This window comes from Nocardia sp. NPDC049220, from assembly GCF_040647855.1.
Taxonomy (GTDB): domain Bacteria; phylum Actinomycetota; class Actinomycetes; order Mycobacteriales; family Mycobacteriaceae; genus Nocardia.
Map to the genome: position 1 here is coordinate 283,915 of NZ_JBEZDA010000004.1, position 20,180 is coordinate 304,094.

General features: G+C 67.2%; 21 protein-coding genes. 13 read left to right on the forward strand and 8 right to left on the reverse strand.

The window, feature by feature from the left end:
• Positions 1-20: 20 nt before the first annotated feature.
• On the reverse strand, positions 21-809 hold the full coding sequence (locus AB0C34_RS15175; protein WP_357072065.1) for an enoyl-CoA hydratase-related protein: 789 nt from the start codon (positions 807-809) through the stop codon (positions 21-23).
• A 426-nt stretch (positions 810-1,235) separates the two neighbouring features.
• On the opposite strand from AB0C34_RS15175, the gene AB0C34_RS15180 reads away from it, so the two are divergent.
• The 5 genes from AB0C34_RS15180 to AB0C34_RS15200 all read left to right on the forward strand — a co-directional run bounded on the left by AB0C34_RS15180 (position 1,236) and on the right by AB0C34_RS15200 (position 6,524).
• A complete protein-coding gene (locus AB0C34_RS15180) occupies positions 1,236-2,048 on the forward strand; it encodes a fumarylacetoacetate hydrolase family protein (protein ID WP_357072068.1) in 813 nt (270 codons plus the stop codon).
• Entirely contained in the window at positions 2,045-2,971 is a 927-nt protein-coding gene (locus tag AB0C34_RS15185; RefSeq protein ID WP_357072071.1) for an acetaldehyde dehydrogenase (acetylating), read from the forward strand. The genes AB0C34_RS15180 and AB0C34_RS15185 overlap by 4 nt, the downstream gene beginning before the upstream one ends.
• Before the next feature lie 2 nt (positions 2,972-2,973).
• The gene (gene dmpG / locus AB0C34_RS15190; protein ID WP_357072074.1) at positions 2,974-4,014 is read left to right on the forward strand and encodes a 4-hydroxy-2-oxovalerate aldolase; all 1,041 of its coding nucleotides are present in this window, start codon (positions 2,974-2,976) and stop codon (positions 4,012-4,014) included.
• 218 nt (positions 4,015-4,232) lie between these two features.
• Positions 4,233-4,934 (forward strand): hypothetical protein, encoded by a 702-nt coding sequence (locus tag AB0C34_RS15195; RefSeq protein WP_357072077.1) that lies wholly within the window; start codon positions 4,233-4,235, stop codon positions 4,932-4,934.
• 1,200 nt (positions 4,935-6,134) lie between these two features.
• Positions 6,135-6,524, forward strand: a complete 390-nt coding sequence (locus AB0C34_RS15200; RefSeq protein WP_357072080.1) for a hypothetical protein — start codon at positions 6,135-6,137, stop codon at positions 6,522-6,524.
• 29 nt (positions 6,525-6,553) lie between these two features.
• On the opposite strand, the gene AB0C34_RS15205 is transcribed toward AB0C34_RS15200, so the two are convergent.
• Genes AB0C34_RS15205 through AB0C34_RS15215 form a run of 3 tightly spaced genes read right to left on the reverse strand, consistent with a single transcriptional unit; the run spans position 6,554 to position 8,944 of the window.
• Positions 6,554-7,630 carry a quinone-dependent dihydroorotate dehydrogenase gene (locus AB0C34_RS15205; RefSeq protein WP_357072083.1) on the reverse strand — a complete coding sequence of 359 codons (1,077 nt, stop codon included), beginning with the start codon at positions 7,628-7,630 and terminating at the stop codon, positions 6,554-6,556.
• A 4-nt stretch (positions 7,631-7,634) separates the two neighbouring features.
• Complete coding sequence (locus tag AB0C34_RS15210) at positions 7,635-7,931, reverse strand: DUF5703 family protein (RefSeq protein ID WP_357072086.1); 297 nt, start codon at positions 7,929-7,931, stop codon at positions 7,635-7,637.
• Positions 7,931-8,944, reverse strand: coding sequence for a hypothetical protein (locus AB0C34_RS15215; protein ID WP_357072089.1), 1,014 nt, complete (start codon positions 8,942-8,944; stop codon positions 7,931-7,933). Before AB0C34_RS15215 ends, AB0C34_RS15210 begins: the two co-directional genes overlap by 1 nt.
• 154 nt (positions 8,945-9,098) lie before the next feature.
• On the opposite strand from AB0C34_RS15215, the gene AB0C34_RS15220 reads away from it, so the two are divergent.
• From AB0C34_RS15220 to AB0C34_RS15230, 3 genes are read left to right on the forward strand one after another with little or no spacing between them, the layout of a single operon-like run.
• Positions 9,099-9,455: a hypothetical protein gene (locus AB0C34_RS15220; protein WP_357072091.1), complete on the forward strand. Its 357-nt coding sequence runs from the start codon at positions 9,099-9,101 to the stop codon at positions 9,453-9,455.
• A 6-nt stretch (positions 9,456-9,461) separates the two neighbouring features.
• Complete coding sequence (locus AB0C34_RS15225) at positions 9,462-9,986, forward strand: hypothetical protein (RefSeq protein WP_357072094.1); 525 nt, start codon at positions 9,462-9,464, stop codon at positions 9,984-9,986.
• An 18-nt stretch (positions 9,987-10,004) separates the two neighbouring features.
• Complete coding sequence (locus AB0C34_RS15230; RefSeq protein WP_357072097.1) at positions 10,005-12,098, forward strand: MMPL family transporter; 2,094 nt, start codon at positions 10,005-10,007, stop codon at positions 12,096-12,098.
• Positions 12,099-12,165: 67 nt separating this feature from the next.
• Here the strand turns inward: AB0C34_RS15230 and AB0C34_RS15235 are convergent, their stop codons facing one another.
• From AB0C34_RS15235 to AB0C34_RS15250, 4 genes are all read right to left on the reverse strand, one after another.
• Positions 12,166-12,999 (reverse strand): heme ABC transporter ATP-binding protein, encoded by an 834-nt coding sequence (locus AB0C34_RS15235; protein WP_357072101.1) that lies wholly within the window; start codon positions 12,997-12,999, stop codon positions 12,166-12,168.
• 94 nt (positions 13,000-13,093) lie between these two features.
• On the reverse strand, positions 13,094-14,185 hold the full coding sequence (locus tag AB0C34_RS15240) for an iron ABC transporter permease (protein ID WP_357072104.1): 1,092 nt from the start codon (positions 14,183-14,185) through the stop codon (positions 13,094-13,096).
• Positions 14,182-15,240 carry an ABC transporter substrate-binding protein gene (locus tag AB0C34_RS15245; protein ID WP_357072107.1) on the reverse strand — a complete coding sequence of 353 codons (1,059 nt, stop codon included), beginning with the start codon at positions 15,238-15,240 and terminating at the stop codon, positions 14,182-14,184. The genes AB0C34_RS15240 and AB0C34_RS15245 overlap by 4 nt, the downstream gene beginning before the upstream one ends.
• Positions 15,241-15,260: 20 nt before the next feature.
• A complete protein-coding gene (locus AB0C34_RS15250) occupies positions 15,261-16,229 on the reverse strand; it encodes an aldo/keto reductase (protein ID WP_357072110.1) in 969 nt (322 codons plus the stop codon).
• Between the two features lie 220 nt (positions 16,230-16,449).
• On the opposite strand from AB0C34_RS15250, the gene AB0C34_RS15255 reads away from it, so the two are divergent.
• The 5 genes from AB0C34_RS15255 (at position 16,450) to AB0C34_RS15275 (ending at position 20,070) form a co-directional block, all read left to right on the forward strand.
• A complete protein-coding gene (locus AB0C34_RS15255) occupies positions 16,450-17,292 on the forward strand; it encodes an undecaprenyl-diphosphate phosphatase (RefSeq protein WP_357072113.1) in 843 nt (280 codons plus the stop codon).
• Positions 17,293-17,308: 16 nt separating this feature from the next.
• Complete coding sequence (locus tag AB0C34_RS15260; protein WP_357072116.1) at positions 17,309-18,067, forward strand: histidine phosphatase family protein; 759 nt, start codon at positions 17,309-17,311, stop codon at positions 18,065-18,067.
• Positions 18,068-18,151: 84 nt separating this feature from the next.
• Positions 18,152-18,736: a DUF3090 domain-containing protein gene (locus tag AB0C34_RS15265; RefSeq protein ID WP_357072119.1), complete on the forward strand. Its 585-nt coding sequence runs from the start codon at positions 18,152-18,154 to the stop codon at positions 18,734-18,736.
• Positions 18,737-18,740: 4 nt separating this feature from the next.
• Positions 18,741-19,553 (forward strand): SCO1664 family protein, encoded by an 813-nt coding sequence (locus AB0C34_RS15270; RefSeq protein WP_357072122.1) that lies wholly within the window; start codon positions 18,741-18,743, stop codon positions 19,551-19,553.
• 94 nt (positions 19,554-19,647) lie between these two features.
• Positions 19,648-20,070: a hypothetical protein gene (locus AB0C34_RS15275; protein ID WP_357072125.1), complete on the forward strand. Its 423-nt coding sequence runs from the start codon at positions 19,648-19,650 to the stop codon at positions 20,068-20,070.
• Positions 20,071-20,180 lie beyond the last annotated feature (110 nt).

Here is a 20,180-nt window from a genome sequence, read left to right on the forward strand (position 1 = left end):
TCGAGTTCCCAGTGCGTATGTCAGCGGCCGGTGAAGGTCGGCGCGCGCTTGTCGAGGAAGGCCTGCAGACCCTCCGCGGCGTCAGCGGTTGCGATCAGCTCGAGCACCGCGGCGAATTCGAGGTCCAGCGCTTGATCGAGGGGCAGCGCCGCGCCCTCCTGCACAACACGTTTGAGCAGGCCGATCGTCCGGGTCGGCTGGTCGGCGAGCGTGCGTGCGGTCGAGCGGATGTGCTCATCGAATTCGGCGTCGGCGACAACCCGGTCCACCAGTCCGATGCGCAGCGCGTCCGCGGCGGTGAGCCGGGTGCCCTCGATCATCAGCAGCTTGGCCCGATGCGCACCGAGCAGCCGGGGCAGCCGTTGGCTGCCACCCGCGCCCGGGAACAGACCGAGGGAGATCTCGGGAAAGCCTATGGTCGCCGACTCCGCCATCACCCTCATGTCACAGGCCAGAGCCAGTTCGGCGCCGCCGCCGAGCGCGTGCCCGTTCAGGGCTGCCAGCACGGGCTTCGGGGCGGTCTCGAGCAACCGCTGCACCTCGACCCACGGGCGCATCGCACGCTGCGTGGCCTCGGTGAGGTCCCGCATGACCGCGATATCGGCGCCTGCCACGAAGAACCGTCCGGTGCCCCGGACAACGATGCACCGGACGTCGGGGTCGTCGACGAGCGGCGGAAGCACGCTCAAAAATTCCCTGATGACTGTGGGGTCGAAGGCGTTGGCCGGCGGTCGGTCGATGGTGATCGTCGCGATCCCCTCCGACACCGTTGATCGGAGGAAAGCGGTGAGTCTCGATTGCTCGGGCATCAGGTACCTACCTCGATGTGGAAGTGACGGTCGAACAGAGTCAAGCCAGTATCGACCCATCGGTCGGTGACGACACGAACGAGGGTTCGGTGAGTAAACCGGCAGCGCACTCCTTTAAGTTTCCGCAGATTCCGCAGGCGGTCTACTGAGCGGACCGCGGGTATTGACCAAACACGCCGTCTAGTACATCTTGCAGCTATCACTCACACGGCAGTGATGATGGACACAAGTGGCGGAGGCGCGAATCGATGGCAAGCCGATCGACGGTGGATTTCGGGCAGATCGTTCCGCACAAGTGTCCGCAAATTCCGCGACCGGTCAGCTGAGCGGACCGCGGGTATTGACCAGACACGCCGTCTCGTGCACCTTGCAGCTATCACTCGCACGGTAGTGGTGCGGGACACAACCTGGCGGAGGCGCGAATCGATGGCAAGCGTATCGACGGTGGATTTCGGACAGATCGTTGCGGCTGCAACGCGGTTGTCGACCGCGCAGCGTGACGGTGTGCCGTGTGCCCCGGTGCGAGACCTGATCGGCCCCGCGAACATCGCGGCGGCATACGCGGTGCAATCCCGCATCATCGCGGACTTCGTGGCAGGCGGCCGAACGCCGGTCGGCCGGAAGATCGGGTTGACATCGCCTGCCGTTCAAGCACAGCTGGGAGTGGACCAACCCGACTTCGGCGTCCTGTTCTCGGACATGAACTGCCCCACGACGCAACCGGTCGATGTGCGCCGACTGCTGCAGCCCAAAGTCGAGGCCGAGGTGGCGTTCGTGTTGAGCGGCGACATCGACGTCGAGGTGGACGCGGTCACTGTGCGTGCGTACGTGGAGTGCGGCGTCGCCGCCCTCGAGATCGTCGATTCGCGAGTCGCGGGATGGGACATCACGCTGGGGGACACCATCGCCGACAACGCGTCATCCGGCCTGTATGCGCTGGGGGACCGGGTTCCGGTCGGTGAGTTACCAGACCTGACCACAATCGCGATGTCGATGGCCGAAAACGGCACAATGGTGTCGGAAGGTAAGGGTGCGGACTGTCTCGGTTCGCCGTGGGCGGCCTTGGCCTGGTTGGCCAACACATCCCGCGAACTCGGAGCCCCCTTGCGCGCTGGAGAGGTGGTGCTCTCCGGCGCCCTCGGACCGATGGCCCCGGTCACCCCCGGCGCCACCTACACCGCGACGATCAGCGGTATCGGCGCCGTGTCGACCCTTTTCACCGAGGGAGCATCGGCGTGAGCACCAAAGTGGCCATCATCGGGCCCGGGAACATCGGCACGGATCTGCTGATCAAGATCAAGCGACTCGCCGAGGGCGAACTCGAGGTTCTCGCACTCGTGGGCATCGATCCGACTTCGGACGGATTGGCGCGTGCCGCGCGTCTGGGAGTCGACGCGATCTCGACGGGGGTACAAGGACTGATCGACCACCCTCGGTTCGACGAGATCGAGATCATTTTCGACGCGACGTCGGCGAAAGCACACGAATTCAACTCGAGCGCATTGCGACCCTATGGAAAACGGCTGATCGACCTCACGCCGGCGGCGATCGGACCATATGTGGTCCCACCGGTGAACCTGACCGAACACCTCGACGCGCCGAACGTCAACATGGTCACCTGCGGTGGTCAGGCGACCATCCCCATTGTCGCGGCGATCGCACAGGTCACGCCGGTGTACTGGGCGGAAATCGTGGCGTCGATCGCCTCCAAGTCCGCGGGACCGGGGACCCGGGCGAATATCGACGAGTTCACCGAGACGACGTCGGAAGCGATCGTGCGGGTCGGCGGTGCGGCGCGAGGTAAAGCGATCATTATCTTGAACCCGGCCGAACCGCCCCTGATCATGCGCGACACCGTCTTGGCCTTGGTGGGGGAGGACCGCAAGGACGACATCGCCGCCTCGATCATGTCGATGACGGAGAAAGTGGCCGCGTACGTTCCGGGATACCGGCTCAAGCAGCAGGTGCAGTTCACCCCGATCAGCGAACCGGTGCCGACGTTGACCGATCACACCGGTCCGCTGTGGAAGGTGTCGGTATTCCTCGAAGTCGAGGGCGCCGCACACTATCTGCCCGCGTACGCCGGCAACTTGGACATCATGACCTCGGCGGCACTCGGTGTGGCGCGCGAGATCGCGGCACAGAAGAAGGTGGCGTCTTGACCGTGACGACACGAGAAACCGTCACCGACGGAGCAGCGCTGTACATCCAGGACGTGACCCTGCGGGACGGGATGCACGCGATTCGGCACCGGATCACTCCCGAGAACGTCGCCTCGATCGCGGGCGCCCTCGACCGGGCCGGCGTCGCCGCCATCGAGGTATCACACGGCGACGGGCTCGCCGGGCACTCGCTGACCTACGGCCCCGGTTCGCACACCGACTGGGAATGGCTCGAAGCGGCCGCGTCGGCGATACATTCGGCGAAACTCACCACGTTGCTCCTGCCCGGAATCGGCACGATTCACGAACTGAAGCGAGCACACGACCTGGGTGTGGCTTCCGTGCGGGTGGCCACACACTGCACCGAGGCCGACGTCTCCGCCCAGCACATCGCGACCGCCCGCGAGCTGGGTATGGATGTGTCCGGGTTCTTGATGATGTCGCACATGGCATCGCCGCAAGAACTCGCCGCCCAGGCTCGGCTGATGGAGTCCTACGGCGCGCACTGCGTGTATGTCACCGACTCCGGTGGCCGACTCACCATGGACGGCGTCCGGGATCGGGTCCGCGCCTATCGGGACGTCCTCGAGCCGAGCACCCAGATCGGAATCCACGCGCATCAGAACCTGTCGCTGTCGGTCGCCAACTCCGTCGTCGCGGTCGAAGAAGGAGTGATCCGCGTCGATGCGTCGCTGGCCGGACATGGCGCCGGAGCCGGCAACTGTCCGATCGAGCCCTTCGTGGCAGTCGCCGACCTTGCCGGGTGGAAGCACTCCTGCGACCTGTTCGCGTTGCAGGATGCGGCCGACGACCTGGTCCGTCCACTGCAGGACCGGCCGGTGCAGGTGGACCGGGAGACGTTGACGCTCGGCTACGCGGGCGTGTACTCGAGCTTCCTCCGGCACGCCGAGAATGCCGCGGCGACCTACGGGCTCGACACCCGCGACATCCTCATCGAAGTCGGAAGACGAGGTCTCGTGGGCGGGCAAGAGGACATGATCACCGATGTTGCATTGGACCTGCGTCACCGTGTCGGTCACTGATCACTCCACCGCGTACTTCCCGCGTACTTCCCGAGCCGCCGGCAGCCACCCGGTGCGCACGATGCGGCAGGCGGCGCCACCGGCGATGCCGCACGTCGCCTGGGCCAGCTTCCACGTGCTCGGCCCGACAGTAGACCTGCCGGTGCGATCCGCGCCCGGCATCCGGCGCGCTCGGCGTGCCCGACCTTCATGAGAAACCCCGAGAAGAAAGAAAAATGATGAGGAAATTCGTAGCAGTGACCGCCGGTCTGGTCGCCGCGGTCGGGATCGCGTCCGGCACTGCCGGCGCGCAACCCGTCGCCGACGACAGCCCGGTCGGCTTCACCGCCAGCGCCACCGACAGTCAGTCCATCATCAAGACCGATGCCGGTTCCATGGTCATCGAGGACGACACCTTCAAGATCAAGGCTGCCAACGGCACCACGCTCGCGGGGATGCCGCTGACGTTCCGGGTCGATGACTTCGAATTCCCGATCGCCGCGGACATAGCCGACAACACCGCGACGTTGACGCCGCAGTTCGACATGGAGCACGCGGCGTACAAGCCGGTTGCCCTGCCGTTCGAGGACAAGGCGCCGTGGAAGACCGACTTCGACCGTGAGCAGGCGGCCTGGAACCGCATGACCCAGACCATCTCGATGGGCGCCACCCTGGGCACTCTGGTCGGTGGTCTCGGCGGCGCGGCTGTCGGTTGCGTCCTCGGTGGCATCGCCGGCGCGACCGTCGCGGCGGCCGCGATCATCGGTCTGTTCGGCGCGTTCATCCCGGCCGCGGCGATCGGCTGCCTCGGCGGCATCGTCGCGGTCGGCGCGCTCGGCACCGTCGCGGGTCAGCTGCTGGTCACCGGACCGGTGGCGATCGGTGCGGCCCTCCAGTACTTCGCCACCATCAACCAGCCGTCTGTCAAGCCGGCCAGCTGAGTAGTGGGGAAGAACCCAGCAGCGTTCGCTGGGGACACCCGGCCCCGCTCGGCCCTCGGGCCGAGCGGGGTCTTCCCTGTCCCGGGGCCGACTCACCGCCGTAACCACTCGGTCCGCTGCTGGTCGCCGTCTTCCTGTGGACGCATCTGGCACGATGGCTGCATGCCGGACCACGGTGAGCCCAGCAATCCGCGGACCCACACGCCGGCGCCGATCGGCCGCATCGGGCACCGCACGCGGTGACCACGCCGACGGTTCTGACAAAATCTATTGTGCACCAACAATTTTGCGCAGTCAGACCCAGCACACGGTGACATACACGGGCCGATCACCTAGATCCGAGGCATGTCACCGCGCACGGTTCACACCGGTCAGCGCATGCGAACGCAGCCCCGAGGACAGGCTCAGGATCGACGATAAGCCGATCGGTGAGCTCCGACCGCCGAACCAGCTTCTGCACCAGCGGCAGAAGCCTCCTTTCGTTCGACGCCCATGCGCCGCGCGAAGCGACGCACCGCAAGTCCAACAGCGGGCAGCGTGTCGATTTCGGTGCCGCGCACACCGCTGTGTGCTCAGGTAAATCACCACCGCGTACGGATTTGCGAACGGCAACCACTCTCGAGCCCTGTGACACCCTCGCGACGGTCACCTTCCTCGAAGCCGGTACGACGCCGATGCACGACTCTTGGACCACGACGATCGGATTCAGCCGACACACGAACTGTCGAGCACCCAATAAGAACGGTAATTGCGTTCGGAGAACGGTAGATGCCACACTGGATGTGGCAATCCCATCGCACTACCAGGTAGTCGGGAGGGCTGGTGATGAGAATGATTTTCTCGATACGGCAGATCCGACGGCGACAGCGCCGCGGCCTCGCCGGAGCCGAATCCGAACTGGCATCGAAGCCGGTGGTGGACTGAGCGGTCCGGCCGATACGCCCCACTCGGATCTGCCGTAACGATCCCCCCCGGGTCACTCACCGTGCTGCCACGAGGAAGCACCCGCGGGTTTCTCAGCTCTACGCGCGGCAGCCCTGACCACCCCATGATGCGGGCAGCGCGGCGTCGACTGTTCGTCCGCCGTGGAGATCCACTCCCACAGCCGGGTCGGCGACCAGCGGCGTCATGCGGACATGGGCGCGGCTGCCTCGATATCGCCGAGCCTGCCTCACTCCACCTGTCGCACCGGAGACGACGATGACCATTCACACCACCGAATGGACGATGACCAGTGATATCACGCCGGAATCGGCCTACCGCGACACCAAGGGCGCCGACGACTGGCGGCTGAGCTGGCTACCGAACCGATCGCTGACCCGCATGCAGGCGCAGGCCGGCATGGAACTCGACGAACTGCTCAGCGATCCGTTCGCAGTACACGACCGAATGACCCAGGCTCGCGCCGACACCTACGCCGACGAACTCGGCATTCTGCGCGAACATGCCGTGATCTTGCTGGCCAAGCGGATGGCAGGACGATTACACCAGAGCCGGCAACCGGACGGGGACACGGCGCCGCCGGGCCGCGCCGCGCGCACCCGACGATCGCGCACCCACACCATCGAACCACCGTTCGTACACCGCTGATTCGAGGCGCAACCCGCCCGGCGGCGAGTTCACGTGTGGGTGATGTAATCCGCGCCGACCGCCTCACCGATACTGCGATAGCCGTTGGCGCGCAACCGCTCTGCGAGACCGCGGTGGATCCTGCGCATCCAGAACGGGCCGCCGTAGATGAAACCGGTATAGCCCTGCAACAGGGTGGCCCCCGCCAGAATGCGTTCCCAGGCCTGGTCGACGTTCTCGATTCCGCCGACAGAGACAAGCACCAGACGGTCCCCGACGCGACGGTACAGGCGCCGCAGCACCTCGAGCGAACGGTCGGCGACCGGCGGACCGGACAGCCCGCCCGCGCCCATGGCGACGACCGCCGCGGGATCGGCGCGCAGCCCATCACGACGGATCGTGGTGTTGGTGGCCACGATGCCCGCCAGACCGAGTTCCACGGCCAGATCGGCGACCGCGTCGATATCGTCGTCGGACAGATCGGGGGCGATCTTCACCAGCACCGGCACCTGCACACTGTCGAGCACCTCCCGCAGGATCGGGCGCAACGATTCCACCGCCTGCAGATCACGCAAACCAGGCGTGTTGGGGGAACTGACGTTCACGACGACGAAATCGGCGAGCGGACCGAGCAGGGTTGCGCTGGTCGCGTAATCAGCCGCGGCCGCCGCTGGTTCGACGATCTTCGTCTTGCCGATGTTGGCGCCGATCGGCACGCCGCCGCGACGGCGGCGCAAATGTTCGGCAGCGGCGGCGGCACCGTGGTTGTTGAACCCCATCCGGTTGATCAGGGCGCGGTCGGCGGGCAGCCGGAACAACCGCGGCGCGGGATTGCCCGGCTGTGCCTGCGCGGTGACGGTGCCGATCTCGGCGAAACCGAAGCCGAGTGGGGCCCACGCGTTGACACCGTCGGCGTTCTTGTCGAAACCGGCGGCCAAGCCGAGCGGTGCGGGAAACTCGACCCCGAACGCGGTGCCACGCAAGATAGCGTCATCGGTGGCCAGGATCTTGGTCATCGCCCAGCGCACCGGCGCGAAACCGGTGGCCACCCGCATCATGGCGAAGGCGAGGTGATGAATTCGTTCCGGCGGAACCAGGAACATCAGTCGCAGCAGCAGGGCGTACATCGGCTCACATTCCGGGCTCGGGCTGAGGTAGTGCGGATTTTCGGCGGCGCAGCAGCACCCGCCTGCTGCCGTCGGTGTAAGCCCGCACGCGGGAAAGCTCCCAGCCGCCGAACTCGGCCTGGATCGCCAGCCGCATGGATGCGGTCACCCGCGTGACATCTGGTGGCAGGCGCAGCGGCACATACTCGTAATCGTCGCTGCTGGTTTCCCAACCCGCGGGCAGGGAACGCCGCTGCGTCCGATGCGCGGCCGGATCGGGGGGTGCCGCGGAAGTGTCGCCCGCGCGCGGTGTCCGAGCCATCACTGCCCTCTCTTCCGATCGTCCGCAGCGATCTGTTGCAGACCGTCGCCGGTCGCGGACCCGACGAACAAGTCGCCGGTGCGCTGCTCGATGGTCACCGAGTTCGGTTGCCGAACGGTCGGATAGCGGCCCACTTCCTCCGGTATACCCGTCGACAGGTCGAAACCGACGATCTCGTTGCTCTGCGTACACGTCACCCACACGGTGTCCGACCGCTGATCGTAGGCGAGTGCGTAAGGCGAAGATCTTACCGGGAAACGCTGCCTCAGCACGAGCGGTCCGGCAGTGTAGACCAGCAGTTCACCGCCCGCGGTGTCGGTGACCACGACCCGACCGCGTGAATCGCCGATCATGTCGACAGCGCCGGCGCCAGCCCGCAGCGCCAGCCCGAGCCGGTCTTCGCCCAGGTCGACCTCGGCGATGGAGGTCTGATGGTGGTCGAGCACCGTGACGTTGTCATCGGTGACCGCGATCTCGTCGGCCGAGACGAGTCCCGAGACGGAATCGTCGACCACGCCGCCCGCCGACATGGCCAACACCCGGCCGTCCGCGGTGCCGACCAGCAGCGAGCCGTCCGCACGCACCCGCACCGAGCGCACATCACCGTCGACAGCGACCTCGCCTACCGCGCCAGTGACGGTATCGACGCGCAGCACCCGCCCCGGCGCGGTCGCCAGAATCTCACCCGGTTTCCCCTGCGCCAGCCCGGTGGCGCGATCGGGCAGCTGCACAGTACGCGCGACGGGTCGAGCGGCATTCGGGTCCCACAAAGTCACGGTGGCGCCATCCAGGGCGGCCAATACACCGGTGTGCGGATCGGATTCCAGCGCGGCGATCGGGTCACTCGGCAGGACGCGGCCGCGGGGCGCCACCGTCATCGTGGGCGCGACCGCGGCGGCGGCCGGTTCCCTGGTCGGCACATCCTCACCACCGGTGCCCGCGGAGCACCCGGCCAACACAACCAACACCGCCACACCGGCGAGTGCCGGGCAGACCGAGCCACGAGGGCGCATCCACCGAACTCCTTCTACCGACAAACCTTCCGCAACCAGACCATCTGACCATGATGACGCAACCGTCGGACCGACCGGGGTGGCGGCCCGAGCAGAATGTCGGTGATCGGGGCTACGGTGGAGTGACCACAGTGTCCGAATCAGGGAGTTCCGGTTGAAAGCCGACCACTCGTCGGGATTTGCCATCGATGACATCACCGTCGGCCCCTACGCGCACGGCTTCGGCACAACGGCCGACGGCCGCCCCTTCGCATTCCGGACCATCCGCTCGACCCTGATGCTGGAGATCTACCGTCGCGACCTCGACAGCGACGTCCCGGCCCCCGAAGACGTCGTCGCCGTAGCCGTCGCCAGAGTCACCGACATCGACCTGGATGACGAGCGCAGTATCGTCGCGCTGGTACGGGACATGATCCCCGACGCCGCGGCGGTGCGAACTCCCGCGGAACGAAACGTCACGACCGTTCGAGCCCTGCTGGCACGAATCAGCTCCGTCATCGATGGTATGTAGACAGTGATGACTGACAAACGACTCGCCCGCACCGCAGCGGGCATACTTCTGGCAGCTGTCGCCGCCGCCTGCGGCAGCGAACCCGACGAGGCCGCCGTCGATATCGCGCGCTCGTCGGCGAACGCCTCGCTCGCGTCCTCGGTCGCCACCTCCGCCGCCGCCGCGCATCGCCCACTACCCACCGCCGCCGAACTGGACACCCGGATCAAAAAGGCCCTGGACCCGTCGCTGCCCGACAGCGAGCGCACCGACCTGATCGAGGACGGCGAGGCATTCCGCGATGCCATCCCCGACATGTACCGAGCCCTGCGGGACAACCCCCGCGCCTTCTACGGTGTGACCGACCCGGTGTTCGACAACCATGACGGCACGCTCACCGCAACCATGCGGCTGGACAAGGACGGCACCGGCACCGCGGTGCGCACCACCATCGTGCATTTCGTGCGCATCGACAGCGAGTGGAAAATCTCGCGCGCCGACCTGTGCGGCATCCTGCGCTCAGCCGACTACCGCACGCCCGCCTGCGGTTGACCTGGGCTGCTCGACTCGATGCCGAGGTCAGGATCGCTACGGTGGGGACGATTCATCCACCGCCACCGCTTTCTCGTACTGGCTGCCTTCCTCCTGTTCGTGCTGTTCTCGGGGTGGTACGGCCGTGACCTGTCCGGACGGCTGACCCAAGAGGGGTGGTTCGACGAGAGCAGTGAATCGGTTGCCGCGGCGACGTTGGCCGACAGTACCTTCGGTCGCGACACCGACAGCGACCTCATCCTGCTCTACACCGCCCCGGACGGGAAAACCGTCGACGACCCGACTGTTCGCGGCCCGGTGACCGACCAGCTCACCCAGCTGTCTGCCACCTACCCCGACCGCATCCTGAAGATCGACAGCTACTGGGACAGTCCATTTTCCGCGCAGGCCACCGACACCGCGCACACCCACGCGTTCGCCAGCGTCGGGTTACGCGGCTCGGGCACCGCGACCGTCGAGAATTACGCGGCGATCAAGGACCATCTCGGCGCTGGACGCGACGGCGGCGGCCCCGGCGGCACAACCGTCCAACTGGCCGGGCTACAACCCATCGTCGAAGGCATCAACACCGGCATGCAGCACGACATCAAACGCGCCGAAGTCATCGCGCTGCCGATCGTGGCGATCCTGCTGTACTTCGTGTTCGGCGGCGTGATCGGCGCACTGCTGCCGGTACTGATCGGCGGTATGACGATCCTCGGCACACAGGGCGGGCTGCGGCTGCTGACCGACCACATCGACGTCAACGTCTTCGCGGGCGCCGTCATGACCCTGGTGAGTCTGGGACTGGCGATCGACTACGGCCTGTTCACCGTCACCCGATTCCGAGCCGAGCTCGCGGCCGGACGCACTGTCGAACAGGCCGTGACACGCACCATCGCGACAGCCGGACGCACGGTGCTGTTCTCGGCGGCGATTGTCGCGACCAGTCTCGGCACGCTGTTCATCTTCCCGAACGGCGTACTGCGCTCGGTGCCCTACGGTGGCATCAGTTCGGTGCTGCTCGCGGCGCTGCTATCGGTGACCGCGCTACCCGCGGCCTTGGGCATCGTCGGACACCGCATCGACACCCTGGGGTGGAAACCGTTCTCCCGCACCAAAACCCAGGAACAGATCGATACCGGATTCTTCGCACGACTCGCGCTGTCGGCGATGCGACGCCCGCTCGCGGTGGCGGTATCGCTGGTTCTCGCACTCCTCGCGCTGAGTATCCCCTTGCGGCACATCGAGTTCGGTGGCCTCAGCGAGCGCTACCTCGCCGCCGACAATCCGGCGCGGATCGCACAGGAACGATTCGACGAGCTGTTCCCGAGTTTCCGCACCGAGCCGTTGAAACTCGTCGTGGTGGGCGCCGACCCACAACAGTTGAGCGATATCCGATTCACCGCCAACCAGGTGCCCGGTCTGACCGGACGGTTCGAGCCCTCGGCGCCGACCACGGACGGGATCAACGTGCTCGCGGCCGGACTCGCCGACAAACGTGACGCGGACCAGGTGATCACGGCACTGCGTGCCATCCCCGAACCACCGGGGGTCGAGGTGATGGTCGCCGGGGTGCCCGCGCTGGAACGCGACAGCATCAACGGCCTGCTCGAAGGGCTGCCGGTGCTGCTGGCGATCCTGACCGCCGCGGCGCTGACCCTGTTGTACGCGGCGTTCCGGTCCGTCGTGCTCGCCGTGAAAGCCGTCGCCATGAGCGCGCTCAGCCTCCTGTCCACCCTCGGCATTCTGACCTGGGTGTTCGTCCAGGGACACGGCGCCAACATTTTCCAGTTCACACCAGGACCGTTGATGTTCGCGGTCTTAGCGCTGATCGTCACCGTGGTGTTCGGGTTGTCCACCGACTACGAAGTGTTCCTGCTGTCGCGGGTGTCGGAAGCACGAGTCGCAGGCGCCGACGCACCCGAGGCGATCCGCTACGGCATCGCCCACACCGGCGGCGTGATCACCTCCGCGGCCGCCATCCTCATTGTGGTCACCGGCGCGTTCGGCTTCTCGGACCTGGTACTGATGAAGTACATCGCCTACGGCATGATCGCGGCACTGATCCTCGACGTCACAGTCGTCCGCATGCTCCTGACACCCGCGGTCCTGAAACTGATCTGGCGGTAACGGCGTTTCCTGCCGCGCTACGCGCCGACCCTTACGCCCGGTGAGCGGTAACGACACAACTCACCGGTCAGCGGCGGACGGGCAGGACCAACTGGGCGCCGCTGACCGGGTGATCGAGCACCTCGACCGGATGCTGGTACACGCGGGTGAGCAGCCCGGTGGTGAGGACCTCGCGAGGCGGGCCGTCCGCGGCGATGCGACCGGATTCGAGCACAGCTACGCGGTCGGCGTAGGCGGCAGCGCTACCGAGGTCGTGGAGGACCACGACCACTGCAGCGCCCGCCGCGGCGCGCGCGACCGCCAGGCGCAGCACCGCTTCCTGATGACCCAGATCCAGTGCGGCCGTCGGCTCATCCAGAAGCAGGGTGCCGGTGTCCTGGGCGAGCACCCTGGCCAATGCCACCCGCGCACGCTCACCCCCCGACAGCGTCGGAAACGACCGCGCGGCAAGGTGTTCGACGTCTGCCGCGGCCATCGCGGCGGCGATCTGCTGCTCGTCGGACTCTCGGCGCTCGGTGCGCACCCACGGTGCACGCCCCATCGCCACCACTTCCCGTGCGGTGAACGGGAATCCGACGGTGTGGCTCTGGGGCAACACAGCCCGCCGCCGCGCCATATCCAACGGCGACCAGTGCGCCAACGCTCGCCCCTCCATTTCGACCACCCCGTCGCTGGGTGTCAGCTCCCCAGCCAGCGCAGCGAGCAGCGTCGACTTACCCGCACCGTTCGGGCCCACCAGCGCAACAACCTGCCCCGCGACCACCTCGAAATCGATCCCCTCGAGCACCCGTCGAGCAGTGCCACCCCCACGCCGATCCACACTCACCCCGACCGCCCGCAACGTGACGACACCACGTTCCAGCGCCCGCGGCAACACATGCGCCCGCCCGAACACGCTCACCGAACTCCTCTCGATCCCCGTAGATCGGCGTACCACCGCGGGGAGCTCTCGCTGTTCGCACGGGTCGGACGCCACCCGACCGAGCGCAGGGCGATCATGCCCAACCCCCGGAGCGGGCGCGGGTGCGACGCAACAGCCAGAAGAAGAAGGGGCCGCCGATCAGGGAGGTGAGCATGCCGAGGGGCAGATCGGCGTTGTCGACCAGCGATCGTGCCGCCACGTCGGCGGCGAGCAGGACGACGGCGCCGACGATGGCGCTCAGCGGGATCAGCACGCGGTGACCAGGGCCGACCAGCATCCGCACCAAGTGCGGGACGATAAGGCCGACGAACAGGATGATGCCGGTGAACGCGACACCGGCGGTGGCCAGGACAGCGACCACGACGATCACGTTGCGGCGCAGCCGTTCCACGTCGACGCCGAGATGACGGGCGGCGGATTCACCGAGAGCCAGCAGGTCCAGTCGGGGCGCGATCAGCACGGACGCGGCGACACCGACACCGGTGAGGATCGCCACCACGCCGACGGATTCCCAGGTGGCGCCGTTGAGCGAACCCAACTGCCAGAACACGATCTGGTCGCGCGCCGCAGGGGAGGCGACGAACAGCAGGAACGCGATCACACCGCCCGCGAATGCGTTGATCGCGACGCCGGTGAGCACCAGCGTGACGACCTCGGTGCGGCCATTGGACCGCGCCAGGAGATACACCAACAGCGTGGTCGCCAAGCCCGCGACGAAAGCCGCGGCGGCCACCGACCATGCCGCGACGAACGCGCCGCCGACCACGATCACCGCCCCCGCCCCGACCGCAGCCCCCGCCGACACTCCGATCACACCCGGTTCGGCGAGCGGATTCGCGAACACCCCTTGCAGCAGCGCACCCGCTGTCGCGAGCGCCGCGCCGACCAGCGCCGCCAGCACCACGCGCGGAAACCGCACCTGCCACAGGGTCACCTCACCGGCCGGATGCGCGGGAATCGGACCCCACTCCAGCCCGATCCGGTGCAGGACGCTGCCGGCCACTTCGGCCGGCGTCGTCGGTACCTGACCGATCGCCGCGGAAACCAACGCCAGCAGGATCAGACCCGTGACAGCCACCACGAACACGAGCGTCACTCGCGAACGGCCCCGTGACTTCGGCGTGGTGCGCGAAGGCCGCGCCGATTCCGTGACCGCGGAACTCATGCCGGCTTGGTGCCGTACACGGCCTCATTCAGTGCCGCGATCACCCGACCGGTGTTGGGTCCGAAACTCAGCAGTACCGCGTCGGCCATGTCCACCACCCGCCGGTTTCGCCCGGCCGGGGTCTGGGCGATGCCGGGCACCTTCTGCAGTCCGTCGACTCCGCCGACAGACTTCAAACCGTCCGACATCACCAACAGCACATCCGGCGCAGCGCCGATCATGGCCTCACTCGTGATCGCGGTGAACGGTTCGGTCAATCCGACGACCGCGCCCGCGTCACGCGCACCGAGCGCGGCGATCAACGCGTCCGCGCCCGAACCCGGCCCCGCGAGCATCGTGATGGCCGTCGAGCGCAGGTACAGGAACGCGATGGTCAGCTGCGGATTCCGGCCAGGAACGGCGGCACTCGCCACAGCGATCTCATCGCGGGTGCGCTGGGCCAGCGACTGCCCGCGGTCGGGCACGCCCAGCGCACCCGCGACGGCCTCGATCTGGGGCACCACACCCTGCATCGTGCGCTGCGGATCGAAGTAGACGACAGTGACACCTGCCGCACGCAACTGTTCGCGCACCGCGGGCGCCGCGCTGGTGGTGTCGGTCAAGAACACCGAAGGCCGCAGCGCCAGAACGGATTCCACGTTCAACGATCCGTTGCCGCCCGCCACGTTGGGCACGTCCCGCACGGCGGGGAAGGCAGCGGAGGTGCTGCGCCCGACCAGCTTCGGCCCCAACCCGAGCGCGAACACGATCTGGGCCAGGGTGCCATAGCGGTCCACCGCGATGATGCGATCGACAGCGCTGATGGTGACCTCGGTGCCGTCGAACGAACGCACCGTCACCGGAAGCACGGGCGAGGGCTCCGGCCCGATCGGCACCGGGTTCACGTCCGCCAGTCTCGCCGTCGAGGGGCCCTGCCCGGCGTCGGACACCCCGCCCTCGGCGCCACACGCGGCCGAACCGACCAGCAGACTCACCACGAACAAGACCCAGACGACACGGGCCCCGCCGGCACGGGCCCGGTCCACAAGCCCACCGACGGTCACCGCAGCACTCATGCAGGCAAGGCTAATCTCCCTCACTCGGTCCGCGCACTGACATCGTCCAGTGCGGCCGCGATCGCCCGCGGCAGTTCGAGGGTCTCCGCGGCCAAAACCCCGGTGAGTTGCCCGATGTCGCGAGCGCCGACGATCATGCTCGAGATGGCGGGCCGATCCCGGATCCAAGCCAGCGCGACAGCCAGCGGCGAGGTCCCCAGCCCATCCGCGGCAGTCACCAGAGCGTCCACCACCCGGGTCGCGCGGTCGTCGAGCCCGCTGCGGATCTCGGCGGCGGTCGCCTCGTCGGCGCCGCGCGAATCGGCCGGAACGCCGTCACGATACTTGCCGGTGAGGATGCCGCCCGCCAACGGCGCCGAAGCGATCACACCGACACCGTGATGCTGGGCGGCAGGCACGAAATCAGCCTCCGAACCACGGGCCAGCAGCGAATACGGTGTCTGCGCCGCGGCCAGGGGAACGATCGCGGCCAAACTGGCCAGCTGCCACGCACCGAACCCACGCACCCCCGCGTATCGGACCCGACCCGACCGCACAGCCTGCTCCAAGGTCGAGGCGACCTCCTCGAGCGGCGTCCGCGGATCCCACACCCCCACGTTCCAGATGTCGAGATAGTCGGTACCGAACTCCAGCAGTGTCCGATCCAGCTGCCGCAGCAGTGCCCGTCGCGAAGCGTCCACCGTGGTCTGCGCCACCTCCGGACCAGGCACCCCGGCCTGTTCGGCGACGCGCTGCGGCACGATCCCCGCACACCCGCTCAGCACCAGATCGTCCCGCGAGACCAGGTCTCCCAGCAGTTCGGCCAGAATCCGCTGCGCCCCACCACGCGCATAGACAGGCGAAGTGTCCACCAACGTGCCACCCGCGTCGACGAACGCCACCAGTTGCACGGCAGCATCGTCGGCATCGGTGTGCGACCCCCAGGTATGGGTCGCCAGACCTATCCGGGACACCCGTAGGCCGCTGCGGCCGACCGTCCGCTGTTCCATCACCGTGTCCGCGCATTCGTCACGGCGCCAAGCCTAGAGCGTGCCACCGCGAGTCGGCGTCCACGCGCCGTGGGTCGCCGACACCGGCCCGACATGTCCACACCGCCACGACACTGTACTGTCGCTGCGAGATTGCGGCGGTGACCGCGTCGGTACAACCCGTCGGCGCACCAATTGCCCAGTCGGATCGAATATTTCGGGCAGCAAAGAGAGGGACTTCGTGGGCGAGTCGATGACCTGGGTACAAGCACTGGTGCTCGGTCTGGTGCAGGGATTGACAGAATTCCTGCCGATTTCGTCGTCGGCGCATCTGCGCATCGTGTCGGCGGTATTCTTCGGCGGCGACGCGGGAGCCTCGTTCACCGCGGTAACCCAACTGGGAACCGAGGCCGCCGTCCTGGTGTACTTCGCCAAGGACATCGGACGGATCGTGCGGGCATGGTTCCGCGGACTGGCCGACAAGGCACGCCGCGGACTCGACTACCAGATCGGCTGGTATGTGATCATCGCCACTATCCCGATCGGCGTGCTCGGCTTCCTGTTCAAAGACCAGATCCGCACTGGGGCGCGAAATCTGTGGCTCGTGTCGTTCATGCTGATCGCCTTCGCGTTGGTGATCGCCGTCGGCGAGTACTACGGCCGCAAGGAACGCCCACTCGAGCAGTTGACCACCCGCGACGGTCTGGTGATGGGCTTCGCGCAGTGCCTGGCCCTGGTTCCCGGCGTGTCGCGTTCGGGTGCGACGTCGACGGCGGGTCTGTTCCTCGGGCTCGAGCGCGAAGCGGCCGTACGGTTCTCGTTCCTGCTCGCCATACCCGCCGTGACCGCCTCAGGCCTGTTCAGCCTGCCGGACGCCTTCGAACCGGCCGGCGAGGGACTCAACGCCAGTGGGCCACAACTGCTGGTGGCAACGCTGCTGGCGTTCGTCGTCGGCTACGCGTCGGTGGCGTGGCTGCTGCGGTTCGTCGCGCGACATTCACTGGACTGGTTCGTCGGCTACCGCATCGTGCTCGGGCTGACCATCATGGGCCTGTTGGCGGGCGGGGTGGTCTCGGCGACATGATCGCTAGGCTGGCCGCATGACGGTGATCCTGCTCCGGCACGGTGTGTCGACCTCGAACACCGCCCGAACCCTGGCCGGTCGCAGCACCGGCGTCGAACTCACCGAGCGCGGCGACGAGCAGGCGAGGGCCGTGGCCGAACGACTGGCCGGGTTGCCGGTCGAACGCATCGTGCACTCCCCACTGTTGCGCTGCCAGCGCACGGTGGCCCCGCTGGTGGAGAAGTTCGGGCTCGATCCGGTGTTCGACGAACGCCTCATCGAGGTGGACTACGGCGAATGGACCGGACGCCCGATCATCGAACTACTCGAGGAGCCGCTATGGAAGGTCGTGCAACAACATGCCTCCGGCGCGGTGTTCCCCGGCGGCGAGGGTTTGGCGCAGGTACAGGCCCGCGCGGTGGCCGCGATCCGAGACCACGACCGGGCACTGGCCCAACAACACGGCCGCGACACCCTGTGGGTGGCGTGCACCCACGGCGACGTGATCAAGTCGATCCTCGCCGATGCCCTGGGCATTCACCTCGACGGTTTCCAACGAATCATGGTCGAACCCGCCTCGATCAGCGTGGTCCGCTACACCCCGACGGCACCCTACGTGTGGCGGATCAACGACACCGGCACCGACCTGTCCGCCCTCGCGGCGACGGCAGCGCAACGCCCAGCGACCGCCCGTTCGGCCGACTCCGCCGCCCGCACCCCCGATCCGTCCGGACCGGTGCCCGGCGGCGAGCTGGGCGGTAGCGGAAGTGCGGATAATGGGAATGCGGAGCGCTGAGATTCCTTGTAACGAAGTACCGGCCGTTGGATGGAAACCGCGCGCTGCGGGTAGTCGATCAGGGCCACGTATCAGGAGGTGCATGTGTCACGCGCAATCCATGTATTTCGCACCCCCGATCGTTTCGTCGCCGGGACCGTCGGTGAGCCGGGCGATCGCGCGTTCTATCTCCAGGCCGTCCAGGAACCGCGCGTTGTCAGCGTCCTGCTGGAGAAGCAGCAGGTGAAAGTGCTCGCCGACCGGATGGGTCTGCTGTTGGACGAGGTAGCGCGCCGCTTCGGCGCGCAGGTGCCGCCGCAGCCCGAAGACGTCAGCGACACCGCGCCTCTGGTGACCCCGATCGACGCCGAATTCCGCGTCGGCACCATGGGCCTCGGCTGGGACGCAGACGCGGGCGCGGTGGTGGTGGAACTGCTGGCGATCACCGAGACCGAGGTCGACGAGTCGGTGGTTCTCGACGATACCGAGGAAGGCCCGGACGCGGTCCGCGTGTTTCTCACCCCCATCCAGGCCCGCGAATTCGCACTGCGCTCGACCCGAGTCATCGCTGCGGGGCGTCCACCGTGCCCGCTGTGTGGCGAACCGCTCTCGGCGAGCGGGCACATGTGCGTGCGCACCAACGGATACAAACGCGGTGACATCTTCGGCGCGGCCGAACTAGAGGAGTGATTCGGTGGCCGAGGCCGGGGACCGAATCCGCACCGGCGAACTGACAGTGATCGGGCGGGTCACTACCGCCAGCAATGTCACGCTGGTCTGCGATGTGAACAGCACCGGCGACGCGGAATCCGATCCGATCCGGGTGGTCTACAAACCGATCCGCGGCGAGCAGCCGCTATGGGATTTCCCCCATGGCACCCTGGCCGGACGTGAGGTCGCGTCCTATCTGATCTCCGAGGCGATCGGCTGGGGCGTGATCCCCGAGACCATCCTGCGCGAGGGCCCCTTCGGGACAGGAATGGTGCAACGCTGGATCACGGGCGTGGACAACCACACCGAGGAGGGCGACCGGCTCGACCTGATCGACCTGTGCCCGGCCGGCGCCGTACCGGACGGCTTCCGCGAGGTGCTGCGCGCGACGGACCAGGAAGGCAACGAGGTATCGCTGATCCACGCAGACGACCCGCGTCTACAGCGAATGGCCGTACTGGACGTGCTGCTGAACAACGCGGACCGTAAGGGCGGACACGCCCTGGAAGGCGTGGACGGGCAGGTATACGGCGTCGACCACGGCATCTGTCTGCACACCGAGCCCAAGTTGCGCACCGTGTTGTGGGGGTGGGTGGGTCAGCCGATCTGCGACGGCCTGATCGCCGACATCACCGCGTTCGCCGCGGACTTGCCCGGCGCCCTCGCGGACCTGCTCAGCGAACACATCACCGACGCCGAGATCGACGCGCTCTCCGCGCGCACCCACCGACTGCTCACCGAACCGGTGATGCCCCCACCGCGCACGGCCCGCCCGATCCCGTGGCCCGCGTTCTGACCGCGCCGCCGCGTGACCGCACTCGACAACCGCCCGACCGGAATTCCTGGCACAGTTGAACTTCGAGGTGTGCTCGGCGCAACGAGGAGGACCCATGACCCACTCGACCGGAGACCGCACGGCACCGACGGTGCAGATCGGCATCGGCACACCGACCTACACCTTCGCCCTGCACTATGTGCACCTGTACGACAAGAAGCCCTACCCCGACACCGACCTGCACCTCTACGACAACGGCATCTATTGGCTCAGCTCGACGGGGGAGAATCACTTCGGCGTCTACGTCGTCACCGAAGGGTCGGTGGATTCCGGGCGGTTCACCATGCGGTTCATCTCCTTACCCTCGCCGGACTGGGGCGATACGGTCGCCCATCACGAACTGGAGTTCGATGTGGCGCACGGCAGGTTCACCCAGATCGCCCTGGCGGACACCGACCCCGACATTCCAGACCTGGACGGCACGTTCACCATCGCCCGGAACACGATCGCCGATCCCACCCGGCGCACTGACAGTTGATTCAGCGAGACCCAAACCGACCTGCACCTCTACGACAACGGCATCTATTGGCTCAGCTCGACGGGGGAGAATCACTTCGGCGTCTACGTCGTCACCGAAGGGTCGGTGGA

What these genes read in the sequence shown, in the direction of transcription:
- AB0C34_RS15175 (WP_357072065.1), bottom strand. Translation starts at nt 809, where the DNA reads ATGCCCGAGCAATCGAGACTCACCGCTTTCCTCCGATCAACGGTGTCG.
- AB0C34_RS15180 (WP_357072068.1), top strand. Translation starts at nt 1,236, where the DNA reads ATGGCAAGCGTATCGACGGTGGATTTCGGACAGATCGTTGCGGCTGCA.
- AB0C34_RS15195 (WP_357072077.1), top strand. Translation starts at nt 4,233, where the DNA reads ATGAGGAAATTCGTAGCAGTGACCGCCGGTCTGGTCGCCGCGGTCGGG.
- AB0C34_RS15200 (WP_357072080.1), top strand. Translation starts at nt 6,135, where the DNA reads ATGACCATTCACACCACCGAATGGACGATGACCAGTGATATCACGCCG.
- AB0C34_RS15205 (WP_357072083.1), bottom strand. Translation starts at nt 7,630, where the DNA reads ATGTACGCCCTGCTGCTGCGACTGATGTTCCTGGTTCCGCCGGAACGA.
- AB0C34_RS15210 (WP_357072086.1), bottom strand. Translation starts at nt 7,931, where the DNA reads ATGGCTCGGACACCGCGCGCGGGCGACACTTCCGCGGCACCCCCCGAT.
- AB0C34_RS15215 (WP_357072089.1), bottom strand. Translation starts at nt 8,944, where the DNA reads ATGCGCCCTCGTGGCTCGGTCTGCCCGGCACTCGCCGGTGTGGCGGTG.
- AB0C34_RS15225 (WP_357072094.1), top strand. Translation starts at nt 9,462, where the DNA reads ATGACTGACAAACGACTCGCCCGCACCGCAGCGGGCATACTTCTGGCA.
- AB0C34_RS15230 (WP_357072097.1), top strand. Translation starts at nt 10,005, where the DNA reads ATGCCGAGGTCAGGATCGCTACGGTGGGGACGATTCATCCACCGCCAC.
- AB0C34_RS15240 (WP_357072104.1), bottom strand. Translation starts at nt 14,185, where the DNA reads ATGAGTTCCGCGGTCACGGAATCGGCGCGGCCTTCGCGCACCACGCCG.
- AB0C34_RS15245 (WP_357072107.1), bottom strand. Translation starts at nt 15,240, where the DNA reads ATGAGTGCTGCGGTGACCGTCGGTGGGCTTGTGGACCGGGCCCGTGCC.
- AB0C34_RS15250 (WP_357072110.1), bottom strand. Translation starts at nt 16,229, where the DNA reads ATGGAACAGCGGACGGTCGGCCGCAGCGGCCTACGGGTGTCCCGGATA.
- AB0C34_RS15260 (WP_357072116.1), top strand. Translation starts at nt 17,309, where the DNA reads ATGACGGTGATCCTGCTCCGGCACGGTGTGTCGACCTCGAACACCGCC.
- AB0C34_RS15275 (WP_357072125.1), top strand. Translation starts at nt 19,648, where the DNA reads ATGACCCACTCGACCGGAGACCGCACGGCACCGACGGTGCAGATCGGC.